The following is an 18,322-nucleotide window of genomic DNA, read 5'->3' as shown; positions in this document are numbered from 1 at the left end:
TACGGTATCTTCATGGCACCTGATCCCATTATCCTTTTTGGTGTTCTTGTTCGGTCAAATGGTAAGTTAATAGTTTTGCAGCTTAACTGTTGTTTCAATTGAACATACCTCAGTTGATGCACATGAAGCCGGCGGGTTATATGAAAATGCCTTTATTTTCTTGCGGTTCAGCTTTACACCGCTCTAACTGATCAATCCACGCTCAATTCCTTCTTTTATCAAGTCCATCATTCAATATTTTCATTTGGAAGCGGAAGTAGAGATAGAATACGGTCCAAATGATCATATAGAATGGTATGAAAATCCCAATTCCTATAGCTAAACCTTTTAAGCTGAATGGAATCCAACCAACAAAGAAGGATAATAGGAAGTAAAGAATGCTGACAGTTAGGAAGTGCAGAATGGTTTGAGTTAACAAATTCCATTTTTCATTTTCAAAGAAGAGTGTTGCCGTGCTGAAAAACCAGCCACATAATAGGCATCCTATCGCATTTTTCACGAATATTCCACTGTCTAATGATGTGATCTCCCCAAAGCCAATGACCCCAAAACACGTCAACACCATCACGAGTGCACCAAAGCAAATCCCTACAAAGCTACGGAATAAAAGTGTTTTCATCATAATCCCTTCCTTTTCCATTGAAATGCTTTCTTGATTCCTTGAACATAGTGCCGAGAAACATATTCTTTTTCTCCTGATCGGAAATACACACATTACGTCCCGTTGAAAGATGCCTCAAATCTGCTTAAATCATCAAGGTTGGCTATCACTGACTTGGACAATCGAACGAACTGGTTACCAGGAAGATCCCTTTCAAGCTCATATAATCTTTCTTTCATTTCGAAAGTACCCTGTTTCGTCCGCACCATTATGGAATCCTGCTCTGTGAACAAACAGATTATTTCTTCCGCCCGGAAAACATGCTGCATTTCTCCTTTCCTGCCGACAAAATACGGTCTTTTCCTCTCCCTCAAGCGCTCCATCAGTTCCTGGACTTCCTCATTCCATTCATGATTTCGGATAAGCACCTCTATCGCTTGGACCTCCTCATCTATCTCTACGTTTATTTTCATCTCTGCGACCTCCCTTTGCTTATAATGTAAGTATATTGATATTTTTGACAATTCGCTTGTGATTTCCAGCTACATGCCACTTTATAGCGATAACATGCTTGAAATGAATACTCAGATACACGAAATAACCGCCCAAATAATTGGACGGTCCTTTGATACAAAAAATCTAATTCTGTATTTGAATGCGTTTATATTGATTAAGATCTCTCTTTGCTTGTAAAAGTACTTGGCATCACCACAGCGATTACCTCTCCTCGGGCGCAAAGTTTATCGATGGCAAAAACCTCTGTTTCTATTCTCCATTTCTTAGGATGAATTTCATGAACCGTCCCAACGGCTATTAATGGCACATCATTTGGGGTTGGCTTTACGAACTCCACTTTCAGTGAAGCTGTCACGAACCTTGGAGGCTCCACTCCATCTCCAACTTCATGACCATTTTTACGATGCAATGCAATAGCAGCGGAACCTGTTCCATGACAATCAATTAAAGATGCAATCAAGCCGCCATAAACAAATCCTGGAATTGCGATATGCTCTGGTCGTGGTGTATAAATTGTCCTTGTTTGCTCGCCTTGCCAACCCGTTCGAAAATGATGACCATCTTTGTTTAAGCGACCGCATCCATAACACCATGCAAATTCATCTGGATAATCATCTTGAATCGCTTTTAGCACATTTTCCTCCATCATCTCTCCCCCTTTTTCAGAATATTATAACATCTTTAAAGGATAATCGGTCTATTTGGGTAATTGCTAAAAGATTAGTTTTTTTTGTAATTCCGTGATTCTTTAGTAAGCTTACGTCCAAGTTTTAATTGGAATGGTAAACTGACGCAGCTTTATACATACTGTGGAAATCGACAACATACATAACAAGTTTGCAAGAAGCCCTGGTCCTTTACTCGATATAAATGACAAAGGCCCCTGTAAGCGTGCAGCATTCAGGAGCTTTCCTTTGACTAATATATAGTTGTCTGCCATTGCATTGACTAATTGCATTATTAGAAGTTAAGCCTTTTTCTTAAATCCCAATACTTGAATGTCATTTTACCCATTTTCGACTTCGAAAGTGAATCATATTTACGTCCAAGTGTTAGGTTTTGTTTTTCTAACTTAGTAATTTGTTTAAGTTGAACTGTGTTCAGTTTTTTTAATTGCTTTACTTCTTTAACTAATTCTTTATTTTTCACTTTAATTTCAGTGTTTTTATTATCGACAATTGCCCGTTCTTTCATTGAAATTTCCACATCTTTTGGTTTTAATTTAGGATTGCTGTAGGTTTCAAATCCTATCGTTTTTAAATATGGCATGTTATTTTGAAAATTTTGTTCAAAGTTTCCATAACTTTTATGGATGTGGAAAAATGTATAACATCCAGCTTTTTCCGCTGAAATGATTTGACCATACCCAGACAGTTTAAATAGTTTTTCAACTCGTTTTATTTCTTCAGGTATGTTTTTGACAATATAGGTGAAAACTTCGTCAACATTAAACTCTGCAGGCAATTTTTTCACTTTTTTTGATGGTGTATGCTGATTCAGTTCATCAAAGTCATCTTCATCAATATAAAACATATCCGTACTTTCATTTACATAATCTGTAATACGTTTGCTCCATAATAGTCCTTGCAGTTTTTTTATCGCTTCCGAAAATAAAAACTGTCTGCTAACTTGATACATTCGTTGTGCCGCAAACTCATATATATCCTTATTACATAGCGCTAATTTGACAGCGTCACGGAAATCCTTCTCTGTAACGGCATATAACGGGTAATCTTCGCCAAAAAGCTTTATATGCATTTCGGTTGGATTCATTATTACAGCCTTCCTTAAGATCCCATACTCCAATAGCTTTGTAGACAGTTCCAGACTGCTGTCCATTTCCACACTTCTCCAGGTTATCCCAATATCACCGTTCACGATTAATTGTTGAGCATTCTCCCTTGTCAATGCCCCGTACCATGTAAGCCCATCTGTATTTTTAAGGAGGTATGCCGCTTCTTCCTTAAACTGAGAATCATCTTTAACCCATTTGAATTTATCCCCTGCTACATCAAGTGATAGATTCGGAATCTCGCGTTTTAATTCTTTAAAAGCAGTAATGATGGGAATGGTCTTCCAATCCGGGTCGAATTTCCCTGTATATACAAGTTTGTTTTTTAACCGGTTCTGCCCTTCTGCTGATTCAACGTTCGGTATCATCGGGGTAAGTAGGGAAACTTTGTTTTTTTCTTTATTCAAATTAAGAATCTCAATGACAAATTCGCACATCTCTTCTGTTTGACATAAGAAATACGCACACTGATCATATATATTTTTGATGCTCTCAAATTTTTCTTCATTAACATCCTGACCTATGTGAGTCAAGCCTGTAGCATAAACTAATGTATTCTTTATGATATGATTATGCTTTGCTATTTTTTCAACAGTCTCAATGCTTCTTACAAATAGCCAATCATATCCCTTTTGACTCCAATAATGAGAAATGAGCATTTCAGCTATATCAAAATCAATGACACCTTTTTTTACCCATTCATCATCGCTGGCTTCAAAAAAAGGATCAACAAAAGGATTGAGGATGGTTATATTATCAAATTTCTCAAGAGGCTGAATTAAGATATCACGTTTGACCGGGCTAGCTAAAAGTAAGTCAACTTCGATGTTGGAATCTAACGCAATGGTCGATGCTAAGGAAGATAAAAATACTGCAGATCCATCCATTGAATTCATGTCAATAAAGCCAAATAGAAGCACCTTCATTTTTCTGTTTTCAACTAGTTCATGTGAATTCAAAGTTTTCACTCCAATGACTGAAATCTGATATGAATTTTTATTTTTTTATTTGTTCTTTAATAGATGATTTAAGCGCAAGATATTTTAACGTGAATTTCCCTGCATATGTAACGTTGAATTTGTGTTCTAATAACTTAAGTCTTCGTATTTCTTTGTTAAGCTTAATATTTTCTTTTTGGGCCATCTTACTTTTTTCTAATTCTTCCCGTAGCATATTATTTTCTTTTGTAATATTCTCAATTTTTTTTTGCTTTTCAGCCCCACTTTCCTCTATGAGCTCCAATGTCATGGACATCATGTCTTTCATTTGTAATTCAAGTTCCTCATACATAGTTTTCCAATATTCGTTTCGTTCGTCCATATTGAAAAAACTCCCCTCATTTAACCTTGGATAATCTCCAATTCTCTTTTAATAACAACATCTACCGCGCATTTTTCACGAATCGACTGAGAAGCTTGTTTTGACACTCTTAAAAATACGTCCGAGTTGTAATATAAGCGCTCTATTGCATCGGCAATTTCGATAGGGGACTCAGGCTTTGTTAGAAGGCCAGAAACATCGTGTTTTACGAATTCCGGGATTGCCGTAATATCTGTTGAAATCGGCACTAGCCCACTCGACATTGCCTCACACATAGAAACCCCTTGAGAATCCAAACGGGTCGGGCAAAGGAAAATTCCATACTCCTTATGTAATGCAGCGATTTGCTCCTGAGATAGGAAACCTTTATGAATCGTCACATTCTCAAAATCCCGGATTGACTCAACGGTTTGATCGAACAATTTCCCATCACCATAAAATGCAAATTCCAACTTATCGAAGTATGGTCTCTTCGATAGTTCCAGCACTGCTTTCACCGATAAATCATTGGCATATTTTCGTGAAGCGTATGGCCTGATTGAAAGGACTTTTGTCCGCTTTTCAACAGGCTTTTCGATAAAGGTAAACAGATTGTCATCTATTACATTAGGAATGATTACTGAATTTTTCGATTCTGCTCTTGCGTCACATTCCGCAATATGTTCTTTGAACCATTTGGAAATATGAACAAATGTTGTATCCAATTCATTCGTTTGATAAAACCAATTCATAAAAGAAAGCTGTTCTACATAATAGTCGTCCGACATTTCAAGTATCTTCCTCAAGCTTTCAGGGCTTTCAAGAAAATTAAACCATCTTCTATGCCATGCTTCCGTTTCAAATCCATGTATCCAGGTGATAATCGGTAAATCTGTGTTCGTTTCTTTTATCGCTTGTACCATTTTGGGATTAACAAAATGAATGAGCGCTTTTTTATGTACTTTATGATTTAAGAAAATGCGCAGATGCTGTTCAGTTCCTCGATAAACAGGCACATCTTCATACGTATACTTTTCTGCTTTTTTATAGGCAGGATGCAAAACAAAGACATCAACCTTCAAACCCTCATCCAGATAAGCCTTGACTCTTCGGTGGATAAACCCATTCCGATATAACTGATCTTCATGTGGATAAGCATTCGTAATGATTACATATCTATCTTTTTCACTAAATGTAAGCTCATATAGATTTATAGATTCCTCCATTTTTGTTCACTCCTACTATTCAGTCATCTTCAATCAGCCTGCTACTTATCTGTAAATGAAGGATTTTTAGAAGACCCTTTTCCAATCACTTTTAAAACCGTCAATCGATTATAACAAACATGTATTACTGAATATTGACATCAATATGAGATTTCTGTAAATAAAAGTAAAGTTTTCATGAACTTTTATATGTTTTTGTTAAGTTTCAGTAAGAACATAACCGGGAGGATCAGCATTCGTATAATCGCCCTCTTACATATAAACTATTGTATTTTAAGTCTGTTAATTGGACTTGGGAGTGTAGAGCATAAAACCAAAAGCTTAGACTTGATTATTTTTTATATCCTTAATGGAATTTATTGGTTTAGACACCAGTCAGTAAACTTTTTCTACCTTCAAGAATTATTCAAGCATGTTTTTGCAAGAATAGAATAGAATCGAAAAAAGACCAATTTGCTGAAGAGAGTGATATAGATGGAACCAATTACCTTTAAAGCATGCGCAATCACTAATGAAATTGATTTGAACAAGATCGCCATTCATTGCGGCATCCCTAAAAAATTCACCTGGGAAGAGCCTTTAATCCTTAAAGGAGATATTCTAAGTTCCATCCTTAATAAAAATGTGGACGAATCTCAACAGGTGCTGGTTTTTTCCTTTGGCAGCATTGTCTTCATTAATTACTCACACGCGGATGAGATTAAGGAATTTTCATCCTTTATCCATTCTTTCGAGCCGGACATTGATCTCGTTAATGTAGATAGATATACAGACGATTACAGCCTTCACTTCAGTGAAACTGAAAACATCAATTTGACAGACGAATATGTAGTTGTGCCTAAATATGAATTTTTCTACCCTGAATTAATTTCCACTATTCTCGCAAAATCGGTGGCACTTGAAAAAACCGAGGAACAACTCGGAAAAATTCACGACAAGCTCGAAACCATGATAGACCGACTGGAAAAAGGCAAGCTGAGAATCGGCAACAAGGAACTAGCAAGGACGACGGCAAAAATCGTACGTCACGAGTACAATACCCTAGCGTATATCATGATTCTGGATAAACCTGATATTACATGGACAAGCAGTATCGCCGGCGAATTTTATGACAGAATGCTTGATTTTTTTGAATTGAATGATCGGTATAAAATCTTGAAAAGTAAAACTGAAATTTTATATAACATTATGGATGGGTTTTCTAACATCAGCCATTCGATCAGGGGACTATTCGTTGAATGGATCATTGTGATTCTCATTGTCTTTGAGATTGTTCTCACGATTTTAGAAATTGTAGGATGGATACCGTGAATTCTAAACATATCGTATCGATATTAAAATTATAGGGAAAAATCTCAAATAAGCATCATTAAGATGTTTCAGACTGTAGACAAATTCGAAAAACGGGTTTGCTTACAGTTTTTTTCTTTGAAAAACGTTCCAATTGATTTCAGAAATCCGCTCCCTTTCCGCCGACTGTCTGCCAAGCGTCTGCGGTGTCTCGGCTAGCCAGTTATTCGGCAGGAGTGTCGCAACTTTCTTCAATCTAATATGAGTTTCTTCCCATATAAAAGAGTAAAAAATTTTGGTAATCCTTCCATTGCTAAAGCCGTGAAAGGGATTATGGATAACACCATCCCGAACCCAATTTTGTCGACAAACTGAAGGGTCATTAAGATGCCTATTTTGCGTTTAACCACTCTTTCATTTTTAAGATACTGTGTATGGAAGTTTAATTAAATCCCATACACACCGGGGACTAGGTACTATGGGAGATTCCCATTTCCTTTATGCCTCTAATATGATTGATCCCCCTATCGTTTACCTCTCATGGGAGAACGTTTTGTCTTCTATCATACTCCCCCGAGGTTGCAAACACGTTCCACTGCCCTCTATATATTCCGGAGTTATCTAAAGCTCCCTTAATCCAAAGCAAAATGGAAAATAAATTCCTCCCCTTCTTCCCCGTTAAATCTGTATCCTTTGTCAAGGAATCCAGCTTTTTTATATAAATTTATCGCTGGAACATTCGAATGATGCACCGTTAGAATAATCTCATTTTTATCTGGATGACTTAGTTTGATCATCTCAGGCAACACTTTTAAAGTCTTAAAAGCCAGCCCCTTTTTTTGATGGCGCAAATCCAAGGAGAATGATTTAAGAAGAACCGCATTCTCATTACTTGTATATTGATTTCCTGCTTTATCCGTATATAAGGCAAAACAACCAATCAAATCCTGATCTAAATAAATGACCATGGGGAGATTATATTTATCCTTCCTGAAGTCTTCGATAACTTTCAAAGGTAAAGAAGTATAGATTGCTTGTTCTATAGGTAAACAATAGTTGCTCAGCGCCTCATAGTCATTTTCCATAAAAGGTCTAATAGTTAATCCAGTCACCAAACATACACCCCATTTTTTACATTTTGATAAATCCATATTAACAGATACTAAAATTTCACAATCCACTACATACAATAATCCCCAAGAAAATTTTCACAAAAAAAAGGAATGGCTTGTTTGCCATTCCTTCAGACTGTAGACAAACTCGAAGAAAAGCGAGTTGTTTAAATTTTTTTAAAAAACGTTCCTATTGGTTTCATCCATAAAAAAAGTAACTATGAAGGATAAACCAAGACTTATTTTCTTCTTCTGTTTTGCATCATGATGTTAAATCATTCAGACGCTGATAATTCACTTTCCGTTACCCATTTATGGTTCTTTACTTTTTCTCCCCCCGTAGTCGGTGTGAAATCGACCATATAAACAGTCGTTTTTTCAGCAGATTCAACTTCAGCGACTGTCCCGTTCATCCCTTCCATATGAGAAGCACTTACTGTGATCTTCGCTCCGGGTTCATACGTCTTCTCACCTGCATCTTTGATTTCTTCGTGTATGATCCATTTATGGTTTTCCACCTTTTCTCCGCCAGTTGCAGGCGTATACGAAATTGCATAAGCAGTCGTATCAAATGCACCCACTATTGTTGCTTCCGCCCCCTTCATGCTTTCCATATGACCTGATTCGATAATCGCTTGACTTCCAACTTCATAGGTTGGATTTTCTGCAACTTTTAATCCTTCTGGAACATCGCCCGAGCTAGAATGGTTCATGTCCATTTCACTATGTTCCATTTCTTCTTTTTCTTCTTTGTTTTTATCATCGCTGTTGGAACATGCGCCAAGGACTAAAAACAGCGCTGCTAATAATGATAGGATGATAGGCAATTTTGTTCTTTTTTTCATGAATAAAACCTCCTTTATGATCGCATCCATTTTAGCAATTAAATATGCAGAAAATAAGGAGTGACTTGTAGCAAAAGAAACGGTGCCCTCATACTTTTTTTATGCAATAGTCCTGTTTAACCTGATAGCGTTAATAATAAAGGTCTGAAAAAAGAAGAACCTTTCTCCGCAGATAGAAAAAATCACCTTTCTTTGGTTGAACAGAATTCAATTTAGCCACCACAATCGCTACTTTTATTGCTATTCGACTTTTCTTGCAGAAACTTTTTGAATTGCTCTTTTGTAACATCCGATTTCATTGCCAATGTGACTAATTCCAGCCATTCGGCAGGAAGGTTTCTATCAAAATCCTTCATATCATCATCTCTTTCTTTTTATTTTCAGTCTATTTTTCCAATTTTGTGTAAAACTATATTCGGAAATCATTATAAATTATCTCAATCATCCATAGCTGCATTTTAGTGTAAATTTAATAAGTCTTTACATTTACATATAAGGCCCCAATGTTTGTTTGTAATCAGGGAATTCCCCATTCTTCTATATTAGTAACCTTAATTATTTAATAATAAAAGTGAACAGCTTGCATTCGAGCGTGGTTTAACAGAGGTAAAAAGAGATGGTTTATTGATAGAGGTTATTTGAGGTGAACAATCCTGCCGGATATTGCCTGGAAATCAAGCAAGAAGGACTTGGTCAAAAGTCCTTCTTATGTCTAGTTTCCCAAAGAGTCTCCCAAAGTTGATTGTTCGATTTTTTGTATGATATGTGAAAGGTTCATTGAGGCATGTTTTTTATAATCCCTGCCTATGGATTTGAATAACCCTTTCGCTATACCTATTAACATGGTTTTGGTATGTCCATCCGAAATAATGCACTTATTAGGGAAACTTGATTCAGCTTGCGCACCGCCAATCTTATTAGCTGTTTCCTTAATAAAATCAATGATTTTAATTTCCTGGATTTTTCCTTGGATATCGGTTTTATAGATAATTTGATTTCTCCAAAGCTTTAGCTCAATCCTCTGTTTAGTATAATCGAAGAGGTCTTCCGTAATATGAACATTGCTCATTTGAATGGAGTCTTTAATCGGATACAATTTCGGGTTAGGATTGATTTTCTTAATTAATGATTGGTCAATCGTGACCTTTTCCCGCTTAATGCGCGTAATTTTCGTTTCACATAGAATCAGCCTTAACTGTCCGGCAATTATATTGTTGAACTCTTCTAAACCAAAGAGTTCAACGAGCATTACGCTATATTCCAAAATGGTGATCGCTTCATCGAATTTTCGTTTAGCAGCTGCATTCGATCTAGTAAAAACCAATCGATTCTTCCTCTCCATATCCTTCTCACCCCACTGAATTAGAATCTATTGAATAAATAGTAAAAACTTCCGTAATGGATGTTTTAGACTGTAGACAAATTCGAAAAAAGCGAGTTTACCTACAGTTTTTTAGAAATTCGCTGCCTGTCCGCCAGCCTCCTCGCAGGTATTCATAAAAAAGACTGTCGGGAATGGACAGTCTTTTGGTATGGACGCCTTTGATATTCAGCCCTTTTTTCCACTATCTATCGAAGTGCTGTTTCATTAACTCCTTAAATCGTATTCCATCTATTTCTTCTTTAGTCACTTTCCCATCTTCCCACTGTGTAAAGGATGTATCAGTTAAAGTGATGTTCCCGCTGTTTGTCAAACGGGTGATTAATGGATGCTTATTAAATGGCGATTGGGGATTTTCCCTGATGATCGTTTGGACTTCATTAAGTTCCGCTACATTTCCTACCGGTTTTGAAGAATCAAAAGCATACCCTATTCTCCAATCGCGATCTTTATGTTTCAGTTTTAATTCAAGGATATGATCTCCATGATCGGTACTTTCTTTTTTTATCCTGAATTCACCATTTTGGGAAGCGACCGTTTCCCCGTTCAACGGTACTGGTTTTAAAGGCAGATTCCCGCCAAAACCCGTATCGATCAAATAGGTTCGGCCCTCATGGTTCAATAGAATGGTGACATGGGTCCTTCCTATGGTCATCCACCCCTGATTATAGATGACACCCCGAACCAAGAATACATCAAAGTCATTTTCCTTCAAGAAAAAATAAAGGGCTGCATTCAATTCATAGCATAATCCACCCTCATTCCTCACGAGGACTTTGTTCATGATATTCGTTTTATTGATATCACTCAGATGGGATGCCATGATTGATAAGTTTTCAAAAGGAATGGTTTTCGCTGTCTTATCCAGAATTTCATCTAATTTCTCAAATGTCAGTTTCACATCTTCCTGGAGCCCTATTCTTTTCCTGAATAATGAATTCAGTTCATTCATTAAGATTCCCCCTTTAGACAGATACCGACGAAGAGTATCTTGACTTTGTATATATTCATTATACTTTGTCCATATTTCATTCTTCAATCAATCTGCCATTAGCTCCACCTTTTCCCTTTCCGCCACTTCCCCAGAAACTTCATTCACCAATATTGGATGGGCCATATAACCGGATTTCCCTTCTCGTGAAACAATATTCGTTCTATTTATCGCAGAGGCTTTCAACTTAATTAATGTTCGCCCTATTCGGGGTGGACTTAGAAAAATCTTTAAATAGTAATTATTCTGCACCTACTGCTTTCATTTGTCCCACTTCTTACTATTTAAAATGGTGTCTTGAGGATGGAAACTATGCTACTCCAAAACATATCCACACGCAAATAATCAGATTTTGTAAACATAAAAAAAACGATGTCCCTTTAGGGGCCATCGAGCTTTTTTTTGAAAAGTTTCTATTACCTTTTATTAAGCGATTGACTTCTATCCAGGTCATGATGCAATTGTGCTGCCGGAACCTTAGGGTTAGGAATCTGCCCTTTTGCAACTGGTTCAGCTACATAAACAAAATCCCCCGTACCATCTGGGGCGCTTCCTGTTGCCCACAGTCCATCTCCTGATTCATTACCTTCTGACAAGTTCCAGAATTCGTACGCTTCCGGTTGAGATTCCATTTCCGCTTCCGGTGGGAATGACGCGGGAACGACAACGCCATTTTTTTCTTCAAGTTCTGCAATGGCCGCAATCCATTGATATTGGTGGTAACGATCACGGGCTAACATTTTACGGAAGGTTGCACGTACCCCTTCATCTTGTTTAAGTTATTTATCTAGCAGCTGTCGTAATTTCAAACTGCCGCTATAAAAAATGGCCCTTATACCGTATGTTCTTTTGGATTCTTGGCACAATCTGTGCAGCCTCTGCAATTATAGGCCCTATAGCCACTCGCGCGCATATGGACTTCACGGCGCACATGGTTGGTCATTTACTGCTTGGTATGATTGCACCAATCCTCCTCGTGCTTGCTGCACCTATTACTCTTGCACTGCGAACACTTGATGTACAATCAGCAAGACGCCTTTCAAATTTGTTGAAAAGTTGTCCGCTGCGCATTTTAAGTAATCCAATCACTGCTTCCGCGCTTAATATTGGGGGACTCTGGATACTTAATACGACTGCGCTATATGGGTTGATGCATCAAAATGCCCTTCTACATGCATTGGTGCATTTTCACGTGTTCATAGCGGGCTATCTATTCACTGCGTCCATGATTTATATGGACCCTGCGCCCCACAGGTTCAGCTTCATGTTTCGAGCTATCGTATTTACAATTTCACTGGCCGGCCATGATGTCCTTTCTAAATATATTTTTGCCCATCCTCCAAGCGGAGTCACCAAGGAACAAGCGGAAAATTGTGGAATGTTAATGTACTATGCCGGTGATGCCATTGACGTTGCACTTATTTGCATCCCTTGCTATCAATGGTTCAAAGCCACCCGGCCTAAGGGTTCACTTGCCTTGTAGGAAGGACGGTTCCATGATTACTTTTTTGGTAAACTCCTATGTTTCTGTTTAATCGTCCAACATTTAGCTCATACTAATTTTTGATGAAAAAAATTTAGGATGGAGCTGGATGGAAAATGGAATTTGAAGCTAACAATTCTACTGAAAATGCTCTTCGTGATTATAAAGCTGGAATCGGTGTCTTTACGCATAAAATGCCTGATCTCGCAGAGAAATTCAATTCGTTTACGGAAGAGTGCTTTAAAGAAGGTCAATTATCCCAGAAAGAAAAACAGCTTATCGCACTTGGAATAAGCTTATATTCACAAGATGAATACTGTATTATCTATCATACAAAAGGATGTCTTGATCAAGGCTGTTCCGAACAAGAAATTCTTGAAGCCATTGGCGTGACTGCGGCATTTGGCGGAGGAGCCACCATGAGTCAGGCTGTTACCCTTGTCCAGGAATGCATCCAGGAAATAAATCAGATGAAACAATGATAAAGAAGGGATAGGAGAGTTAGTCCTTTCCCTTCTTTATGTTCTTAACAAATGCTTTTAATGACTCATATTGTTGTTATTTCCTTGTGCGGGTGCATACGAATTCATCATTTGTTGCATATCCTGCTGTGCAAGCTGTGGAACTTGGTAGTAATGATGTTTGTTTTGATATACCGAAATCTCATAGGCCATTTCAATGCAATTCGGAACGGAAGCTGCTAATACGCGGCGTACCACCGGATTCGTTATTTCTACCGCTGACATCGCTTTCATGGATGCTGTAGACTTGGCAGCTCCCAGCATCATGGCTGAAATGCATTCATCCGTAATTTCCGAGACGGATTGCAAAGGTTTCTTTGGCTGTGTTGGAGTCAATCCATATATAAAATCGTTACCTTGATTCATTTTGTAGCTCTGAGTCCGTTTAGAAGGATCCTGGCCCGTTTGGAAGCACTCCAATGTAATATTATATTCATCTTGGATGAACTGATATTGACGATCCAGAATATCCAGCAATTCCTGATCCTGTACATGCTGACGCAAAAGAGTGTATGTGTTTAAAGTAACAATGGTTCCAGACAACACTTCATGTACATCGAATACTTCGTGACCACCGTGATTCATTTGTGGGGGAATGGCACCCGTTTGCATGTTCTGGTGTACTTGACCTTGTTGATATTGGTTTTGCATTGTATTTCCCTCCTCGTTTTATCAATCATGTGAACAAGTTTAGTATGTTAAACCCCAACTGGATTATTCAAACCAACCTCTTCCAAGAAGACCAATTAAGCTGCAGTCATGTTTTCTGTATAAAAAACGTGAAGTTTTAAACTATAAACACTTTTATTTGAATGGGAGGATTTCTAATGACACAAAAATGCTTCTATTGTACTGATGAAACGGAAGAAAAAAAATCCATGATGTAACGTTTCAAGTTACTGACATGGATAGAAATGAAATGCTCTGTGATGAATGTTATCAAGAAAGGCTACAAGGAATAAAAGGCTAAAATCACTCCAACGTTTTCCAAGAATTAACAATGCATACATGGATTAGTACAGGGTAACTTAACTACGTTAAACAGTGAAATTCTTAAGGAGGATGGTTATGGGAATTTTAAGCGAAAATCCGAAAGAAGAGCCTATGCATTACGGTGAGGTATTTGGAACATGGGCATTTCTAACAACAAAAGGCTTGATTGCACCGCGAAGATATTGCACAGATGTTCGCGCAATTCCATACCAAAAAGTGCTGAATTCCTACGATTGAATAAGGAAAAGGGATGGCTTGTCCCTCATCCTCTTCATATTACTAAAACAAGTTTGTAAAAAGTAATGAAATATCCCCTTAATCATGTTGACTTTGTGATTGAATGCCCCAACATGATTAAGGGGGTTAATTCGGATAATGAAGGGACAATTAAGGCATCACTACCATTGCAGACTTTCGATTAAGTAGCACTTTGTACATTGTTGACTATAATCATTCTTTACAAATTCATGATTACAATTCTCCCGAAAAATGTTCAGCTCTCTTTTCAGCTGTTCCAATTGAGTTTCCAACTGTTTCATTTCAACTTTTATCTGGATTACCCGATTCATCGAATTCTCCCTCTCGTCGGAATCATTGATAGATTTCCCCGTCGGTTTTCCTGAATTCATTCGCTTTTTCTTTAAGCCCTTCATCGATTACCGACTCAAAACCCAGACCCTTTTCCTTCGCCAGATCACGGATGTCCTGAGAGATTCTCATACTGCAGAATTTCGGGCCGCACATTGAACAGAAATGAGCTGTTTTGGCACCTTCAGCCGGTAGAGTTTCATCATGATATTCGACCGCCCTTTCAGGATCGAGGGAAAGATTGAATTGATCTCTCCAACGAAATTCGAATCTAGCTTTCGAAAGGGCATCATCCCGTTTTCTTGCATGCGGATGACCTTTAGCAAGGTCAGCTGCGTGGGCCGCAATTTTATAAGTTATGACCCCTACCCGAACATCCTCTTTATTCGGAAGTCCCAAATGCTCTTTCGGTGTCACATAACAAAGCATGGCAGTTCCAAACCATCCGATCATGGCAGCACCAATCGCAGAAGTGATATGATCGTATCCAGGAGCTATATCCGTTGTCAATGGTCCCAGGGTATAGAATGGTGCTTCTTGACAGACTTCCAGCTGCTTATCCATATTTTCTTTAATTAAATGCATCGGTACGTGACCAGGTCCCTCCACCATGACTTGAACATCGTGCTTCCAAGCAATCTTCGTCAGTTCCCCAAGTGTTTCCAATTCAGCAAATTGTGCCTCATCGTTTGCATCTGCAATGGATCCCGGACGGAGGCCGTCACCTAATGAGAAAGAGACATCATACGCCTTCATGATTTCACAAATCTCTTCAAAGTGAGTATAGAGAAAACTTTCTTGGTGGTGGGCCAAGCACCATTGTGCCATGATGGAGCCCCCTCGGGAAACGATTCCCGTAACTCGCTTTGCTGTCATTGGGATGTATCGCAAAAGCACACCAGCGTGTATGGTGAAGTAATCGACACCTTGCTCAGCCTGCTCGATTAATGTATCCCGGAAAACTTCCCAATTTAAATCCTCCGCGACTCCATTCACTTTTTCCAATGCTTGATATATCGGAACCGTCCCAACTGGCACAGGTGAATTTCTGATAATCCATTCCCGAGTCGTGTGAATGTTCTTTCCAGTGGAAAGATCCATTATATTGTCTGCACCCCATCGTGTAGCCCAAGTCATTTTCTCCACTTCAGCTTCGATCGATGAACTAACAGCGGAATTTCCAATATTCGCATTTATTTTCACATGAAAATTACGTCCGATGATCATTGGCTCACTTTCAGGATGGTTAATATTTGCCGGAATGATAGCCCGTCCGCTAGCTACCTCTTCTCTTACAAACTCAGGGGCTACATTTTCCCTGATCGAAATGAACTCCATTTCTGGAGTAATGATACCTTTACGGGCATAATGGAGCTGGGTTACGTTTTGGCCTTTCACTGCACGCAATGGTTTTCTTTTCAATCCCGGAAAAACTTCGGCGTTGGATTGTGACTCAACTTTTTTATACCCGTTATCTTCGGGCTTTATTTCACGGCCATCATACTCTTCAACATCTTCCCGTTCCACAACCCAGCTTCGTCTAATCGGGGCAAGACCTTTACGAATATCAATGGGATAATCTGAATCCGTATAAAAACCGCTTGTGTCATAAACTCGTAAAGGCGGATTTTCCTCTTCGCCGAATGCCCCTGTAGTCGGACTTAACTTAATTTCACGCATAGGTACTTTAATATCAGGTCTAGATCCCTCAACATACACTTTTTTACTCCCGGCAAAACTGGACATAATTGAAACGTTCATGTCATTTACAGAATTACTCATCATGATTTCATTTCTCCTTTTTAAGTTCATTTAAAAAGGACAAAATCCAATCCATTTCGCACGAAAAAGCCAGATCTCATATTTAAGACCCGGCTAACGTTAGTATGACTAAAGAAATGACCAATTGAAATGTCATTGTTTAGTAGATTCTAACTTCCCCACGCTGGTATGAACCAGATCAGGTCCTGAGGGTTAAGAAGCTTAAGCGCTTCTCTCTCAGCCCAACTTTTATTGGACACCCCTAGTCTGAATAATTTAATTGATTACAGGGTAACTATATATCACCCTTTTCATTCTGTAAATAATTTGAAAGACCTAATATTTTCATTACACCTCTCCAAAATTTGTTATTTGGAGAGGACCGTTAATTATTTCCCCAGGCTCTCAAGGATTGGGTAAAGCTCCTCTAAATGCTTGATTTCATAGGTTGGAATCACTTCATTCCGTTCCTTATCATGGCGATTTATCCAAACCGACTTTATACCTACCCGTGATGCTCCAAGGATATCGGTCATTAAATTATCGCCGACCATCAATACTTCATCCTTATCAAGCTCCATGATTTCCAAGGCATGCTCAAAAATGGAGGCATCTGGTTTACCTCGTCCAAATGCGCCTGAAATCACGATTTGGTCGAAATAAGGAACCAGTTCAGGCGTAATTTCAAGTTTGGTATTTTGCAGTTCAGGAGATCCATTCGTAAGCAATAGCAATTTGTACTTCCCTTTTAATTCATCCAGAACACGGAAGGATTCTTCATAGATAAATGGCTTTTTGCGTCTCTCGGCCGGGAAACGTTCTGCCAGTTCAAGCCCAAATTCCGGATCATCGATCCCTAATGCCTTCAAACCTCTCGTCCACGCTTCTTTCCGATAAGCCGGTGCAATCCCGGCCATCTTCCGGAATTCATCATGATCATCCTGAAAATTTCCCCATAATCCCTCAAATGGGTTGATTCCGATCATTTGAGTGAATGCATATGTATCGTAAGAAGAATAAAGCTCACGTGCTTCCTTTCGCACCGCTTCTTCAAACTCGTCGACATTCAGATCATATTTCTCCTTAGCCACTTCGCATGTGGCCACAAAAGCCTCTTTTACACTTTTCTGATCCCATAGTAATGTATCATCTAAATCAAAAAAAACTGCCTTCAGCAAAATGTCCACCCCTCTTTCCCTATTATTGAATTCGTAAAAATTACACTATTACAATAATAAACCACAACCAATAAAAAAAGAATAACTATTCGGAAAATGCCTTCCTCTTTCTTAAAATAAGCAAAAATGACTTACCCTTTCTGGTGGGAAACCTAATATTTTCTCCTTTATCATCTTTCAAATACATAAAGCTTTCCATTACTGGCAATCCTGAATTTTGGACCAGTGAACCTACGTCGTATCAGCTCTTTCCTTATATATACCATGAGGGCGGCATGACTCACGATCAGAACATCCCTGTCCCCCTTTGCTAAGACCTCATCCAATACTTTATTGATTCTTCGCTCTGCGATCTTAATTTCCGCCCTTGTCTGCTTGTTGATTACCGAGCAGCAGCGAATCCAGATGGCCCAAAGGATGAACGGCAGCTTAACCTTTCCTTTAAGAGGAGGGGAAGGTATTTCCCGCAGCTCCTCCATCCGATGAACCGTACCTGGATAGATATGTTCCGCTGTCTTGACAGCTCTCGACATATCACTGCTATAACATTCCTGCCATTCCTCCACACCAAATAAAGTCGTTCCGTAAATGATATCCGCTGCATCATAGTCCTCAAACCATTGCTTCATATCATCCGCCGTCACAGGTCTCCCAGTGGGAAATTCATGTGCCACCTTAAAGTGCCGTACCAAACCAATTTTCATATATTCTCCTTTTTATCTTTTAAAATATACATTTCGTTTTC

General features: G+C 38.6%; 20 protein-coding genes, 2 pseudogenes and 1 riboswitch. Of the genes and pseudogenes, 4 read left to right on the top strand and 18 right to left on the bottom strand.

The window, feature by feature from the left end; translation table 11 throughout:
* Window positions 1-202: 202 nt before the first annotated feature.
* The 6 genes from MKY17_RS04145 to MKY17_RS04120 all read right to left on the bottom strand — a co-directional run bounded on the left by MKY17_RS04145 (window position 203) and on the right by MKY17_RS04120 (window position 5,434).
* Complete coding sequence (locus MKY17_RS04145) at window positions 203-622, bottom strand: DUF3021 domain-containing protein (RefSeq protein ID WP_179891033.1); 420 nt, start codon at window positions 620-622, stop codon at window positions 203-205.
* Window positions 623-714: 92 nt separating this feature from the next.
* The gene (locus tag MKY17_RS04140) at window positions 715-1,074 is read right to left on the bottom strand and encodes a LytTR family DNA-binding domain-containing protein (RefSeq protein ID WP_286176982.1); all 360 of its coding nucleotides are present in this window, start codon (window positions 1,072-1,074) and stop codon (window positions 715-717) included.
* Window positions 1,075-1,271: 197 nt separating this feature from the next.
* Complete coding sequence (locus MKY17_RS04135; RefSeq protein ID WP_098370880.1) at window positions 1,272-1,763, bottom strand: PaaI family thioesterase; 492 nt, start codon at window positions 1,761-1,763, stop codon at window positions 1,272-1,274.
* Between the two features lie 314 nt (window positions 1,764-2,077).
* Window positions 2,078-3,868: a hypothetical protein gene (locus MKY17_RS04130; protein ID WP_098370879.1), complete on the bottom strand. Its 1,791-nt coding sequence runs from the start codon at window positions 3,866-3,868 to the stop codon at window positions 2,078-2,080.
* Window positions 3,869-3,905: 37 nt separating this feature from the next.
* Window positions 3,906-4,229 carry a hypothetical protein gene (locus MKY17_RS04125; protein WP_098370878.1) on the bottom strand — a complete coding sequence of 108 codons (324 nt, stop codon included), beginning with the start codon at window positions 4,227-4,229 and terminating at the stop codon, window positions 3,906-3,908.
* Window positions 4,230-4,249: 20 nt separating this feature from the next.
* Window positions 4,250-5,434 (bottom strand): glycosyltransferase family 4 protein, encoded by a 1,185-nt coding sequence (locus MKY17_RS04120; protein ID WP_098370877.1) that lies wholly within the window; start codon window positions 5,432-5,434, stop codon window positions 4,250-4,252.
* 474 nt (window positions 5,435-5,908) lie between these two features.
* Here MKY17_RS04120 and MKY17_RS04115 point away from each other — a divergent pair, with 474 nt between their 5' ends.
* The gene (locus MKY17_RS04115; protein WP_098370876.1) at window positions 5,909-6,745 is read left to right on the top strand and encodes an RMD1 family protein; all 837 of its coding nucleotides are present in this window, start codon (window positions 5,909-5,911) and stop codon (window positions 6,743-6,745) included.
* 102 nt (window positions 6,746-6,847) lie between these two features.
* Here the strand turns inward: MKY17_RS04115 and MKY17_RS04110 are convergent, their stop codons facing one another.
* From MKY17_RS04110 to MKY17_RS04080, 7 genes and pseudogenes are all read right to left on the bottom strand, one after another.
* Complete coding sequence (locus MKY17_RS04110) at window positions 6,848-6,979, bottom strand: hypothetical protein (protein WP_286176981.1); 132 nt, start codon at window positions 6,977-6,979, stop codon at window positions 6,848-6,850.
* A gap of 377 nt (window positions 6,980-7,356) precedes the next feature.
* Window positions 7,357-7,836, bottom strand: coding sequence for a GNAT family protein (locus MKY17_RS04105; protein ID WP_260398102.1), 480 nt, complete (start codon window positions 7,834-7,836; stop codon window positions 7,357-7,359).
* Between the two features lie 275 nt (window positions 7,837-8,111).
* Complete coding sequence (locus MKY17_RS04100; RefSeq protein WP_098370875.1) at window positions 8,112-8,681, bottom strand: YdhK family protein; 570 nt, start codon at window positions 8,679-8,681, stop codon at window positions 8,112-8,114.
* A 212-nt stretch (window positions 8,682-8,893) separates the two neighbouring features.
* The gene (locus MKY17_RS04095) at window positions 8,894-9,037 is read right to left on the bottom strand and encodes an anti-repressor SinI family protein (RefSeq protein WP_142323951.1); all 144 of its coding nucleotides are present in this window, start codon (window positions 9,035-9,037) and stop codon (window positions 8,894-8,896) included.
* A 356-nt stretch (window positions 9,038-9,393) separates the two neighbouring features.
* Complete coding sequence (locus MKY17_RS04090; protein ID WP_142323950.1) at window positions 9,394-10,023, bottom strand: hypothetical protein; 630 nt, start codon at window positions 10,021-10,023, stop codon at window positions 9,394-9,396.
* Window positions 10,024-10,246: 223 nt separating this feature from the next.
* A complete protein-coding gene (locus MKY17_RS04085; RefSeq protein ID WP_098370873.1) occupies window positions 10,247-11,014 on the bottom strand; it encodes an arylamine N-acetyltransferase in 768 nt (255 codons plus the stop codon).
* Window positions 11,015-11,469: 455 nt separating this feature from the next.
* Window positions 11,470-11,826: pseudogene (locus MKY17_RS04080) on the bottom strand (manganese catalase family protein); the annotation flags it as partial.
* A gap of 8 nt (window positions 11,827-11,834) precedes the next feature.
* Here MKY17_RS04080 and MKY17_RS04075 point away from each other — a divergent pair.
* Both MKY17_RS04075 and MKY17_RS04070 read left to right on the top strand, forming a co-directional pair.
* Window positions 11,835-12,536 (top strand): cytochrome c oxidase assembly protein, encoded by a 702-nt coding sequence (locus tag MKY17_RS04075; RefSeq protein ID WP_098370872.1) that lies wholly within the window; start codon window positions 11,835-11,837, stop codon window positions 12,534-12,536.
* Window positions 12,537-12,652: 116 nt separating this feature from the next.
* Window positions 12,653-13,018 carry a carboxymuconolactone decarboxylase family protein gene (locus MKY17_RS04070; RefSeq protein ID WP_098370871.1) on the top strand — a complete coding sequence of 122 codons (366 nt, stop codon included), beginning with the start codon at window positions 12,653-12,655 and terminating at the stop codon, window positions 13,016-13,018.
* A gap of 57 nt (window positions 13,019-13,075) precedes the next feature.
* On the opposite strand, the gene MKY17_RS04065 is transcribed toward MKY17_RS04070, so the two are convergent.
* Window positions 13,076-13,708 carry a spore coat protein gene (locus MKY17_RS04065; protein WP_098370870.1) on the bottom strand — a complete coding sequence of 211 codons (633 nt, stop codon included), beginning with the start codon at window positions 13,706-13,708 and terminating at the stop codon, window positions 13,076-13,078.
* Window positions 13,709-14,125: 417 nt separating this feature from the next.
* Here MKY17_RS04065 and MKY17_RS04060 point away from each other — a divergent pair.
* Window positions 14,126-14,346, top strand: a pseudogene (locus MKY17_RS04060) (hypothetical protein).
* A 102-nt stretch (window positions 14,347-14,448) separates the two neighbouring features.
* Here the strand turns inward: MKY17_RS04060 and MKY17_RS04055 are convergent.
* The 4 genes from MKY17_RS04055 to MKY17_RS04040 all read right to left on the bottom strand — a co-directional run bounded on the left by MKY17_RS04055 (window position 14,449) and on the right by MKY17_RS04040 (window position 18,281).
* On the bottom strand, window positions 14,449-14,619 hold the full coding sequence (locus tag MKY17_RS04055) for a hypothetical protein (protein WP_179891032.1): 171 nt from the start codon (window positions 14,617-14,619) through the stop codon (window positions 14,449-14,451).
* 22 nt (window positions 14,620-14,641) lie between these two features.
* Window positions 14,642-16,423: a phosphomethylpyrimidine synthase ThiC gene (gene thiC / locus MKY17_RS04050; RefSeq protein WP_098370869.1), complete on the bottom strand. Its 1,782-nt coding sequence runs from the start codon at window positions 16,421-16,423 to the stop codon at window positions 14,642-14,644.
* A 135-nt stretch (window positions 16,424-16,558) separates the two neighbouring features.
* Window positions 16,559-16,673, bottom strand: a riboswitch (TPP riboswitch).
* A gap of 115 nt (window positions 16,674-16,788) precedes the next feature.
* Window positions 16,789-17,577, bottom strand: a complete 789-nt coding sequence (locus MKY17_RS04045; RefSeq protein ID WP_098370868.1) for an HAD family hydrolase — start codon at window positions 17,575-17,577, stop codon at window positions 16,789-16,791.
* A 170-nt stretch (window positions 17,578-17,747) separates the two neighbouring features.
* Window positions 17,748-18,281 carry a histidine phosphatase family protein gene (locus tag MKY17_RS04040; protein ID WP_098370867.1) on the bottom strand — a complete coding sequence of 178 codons (534 nt, stop codon included), beginning with the start codon at window positions 18,279-18,281 and terminating at the stop codon, window positions 17,748-17,750.
* Window positions 18,282-18,322 lie beyond the last annotated feature (41 nt).

Origin of the sequence: Peribacillus sp. FSL P2-0133 (genome assembly GCF_037975445.1) — a bacterium.
Lineage (GTDB): Bacteria > Bacillota > Bacilli > Bacillales > DSM-1321 > Peribacillus > Peribacillus simplex_E.
Note: the sequence above shows the minus strand (reverse complement) of the source record. Positions and strands in the feature narration are given on the sequence as shown.

Coding starts and splice junctions, on each gene's coding strand:
- MKY17_RS04040 (WP_098370867.1), bottom strand. CDS start 18,281: ATGAAAATTGGTTTGGTACGGCACTTTAAGGTGGCACATGAATTTCCC.
- MKY17_RS04140 (WP_286176982.1), bottom strand. CDS start 1,074: ATGAAAATAAACGTAGAGATAGATGAGGAGGTCCAAGCGATAGAGGTG.
- MKY17_RS04125 (WP_098370878.1), bottom strand. CDS start 4,229: ATGGACGAACGAAACGAATATTGGAAAACTATGTATGAGGAACTTGAA.
- MKY17_RS04090 (WP_142323950.1), bottom strand. CDS start 10,023: ATGGAGAGGAAGAATCGATTGGTTTTTACTAGATCGAATGCAGCTGCT.
- MKY17_RS04070 (WP_098370871.1), top strand. CDS start 12,653: ATGGAATTTGAAGCTAACAATTCTACTGAAAATGCTCTTCGTGATTAT.
- MKY17_RS04120 (WP_098370877.1), bottom strand. CDS start 5,434: ATGGAGGAATCTATAAATCTATATGAGCTTACATTTAGTGAAAAAGAT.
- MKY17_RS04145 (WP_179891033.1), bottom strand. CDS start 622: ATGATGAAAACACTTTTATTCCGTAGCTTTGTAGGGATTTGCTTTGGT.
- MKY17_RS04055 (WP_179891032.1), bottom strand. CDS start 14,619: ATGAATCGGGTAATCCAGATAAAAGTTGAAATGAAACAGTTGGAAACT.
- MKY17_RS04100 (WP_098370875.1), bottom strand. CDS start 8,681: ATGAAAAAAAGAACAAAATTGCCTATCATCCTATCATTATTAGCAGCG.
- MKY17_RS04085 (WP_098370873.1), bottom strand. CDS start 11,014: ATGAATGAACTGAATTCATTATTCAGGAAAAGAATAGGGCTCCAGGAA.
- MKY17_RS04115 (WP_098370876.1), top strand. CDS start 5,909: ATGGAACCAATTACCTTTAAAGCATGCGCAATCACTAATGAAATTGAT.
- MKY17_RS04095 (WP_142323951.1), bottom strand. CDS start 9,037: ATGAAGGATTTTGATAGAAACCTTCCTGCCGAATGGCTGGAATTAGTC.
- MKY17_RS04065 (WP_098370870.1), bottom strand. CDS start 13,708: ATGCAAAACCAATATCAACAAGGTCAAGTACACCAGAACATGCAAACG.
- thiC (WP_098370869.1), bottom strand. CDS start 16,423: ATGATGAGTAATTCTGTAAATGACATGAACGTTTCAATTATGTCCAGT.
- MKY17_RS04135 (WP_098370880.1), bottom strand. CDS start 1,763: ATGGAGGAAAATGTGCTAAAAGCGATTCAAGATGATTATCCAGATGAA.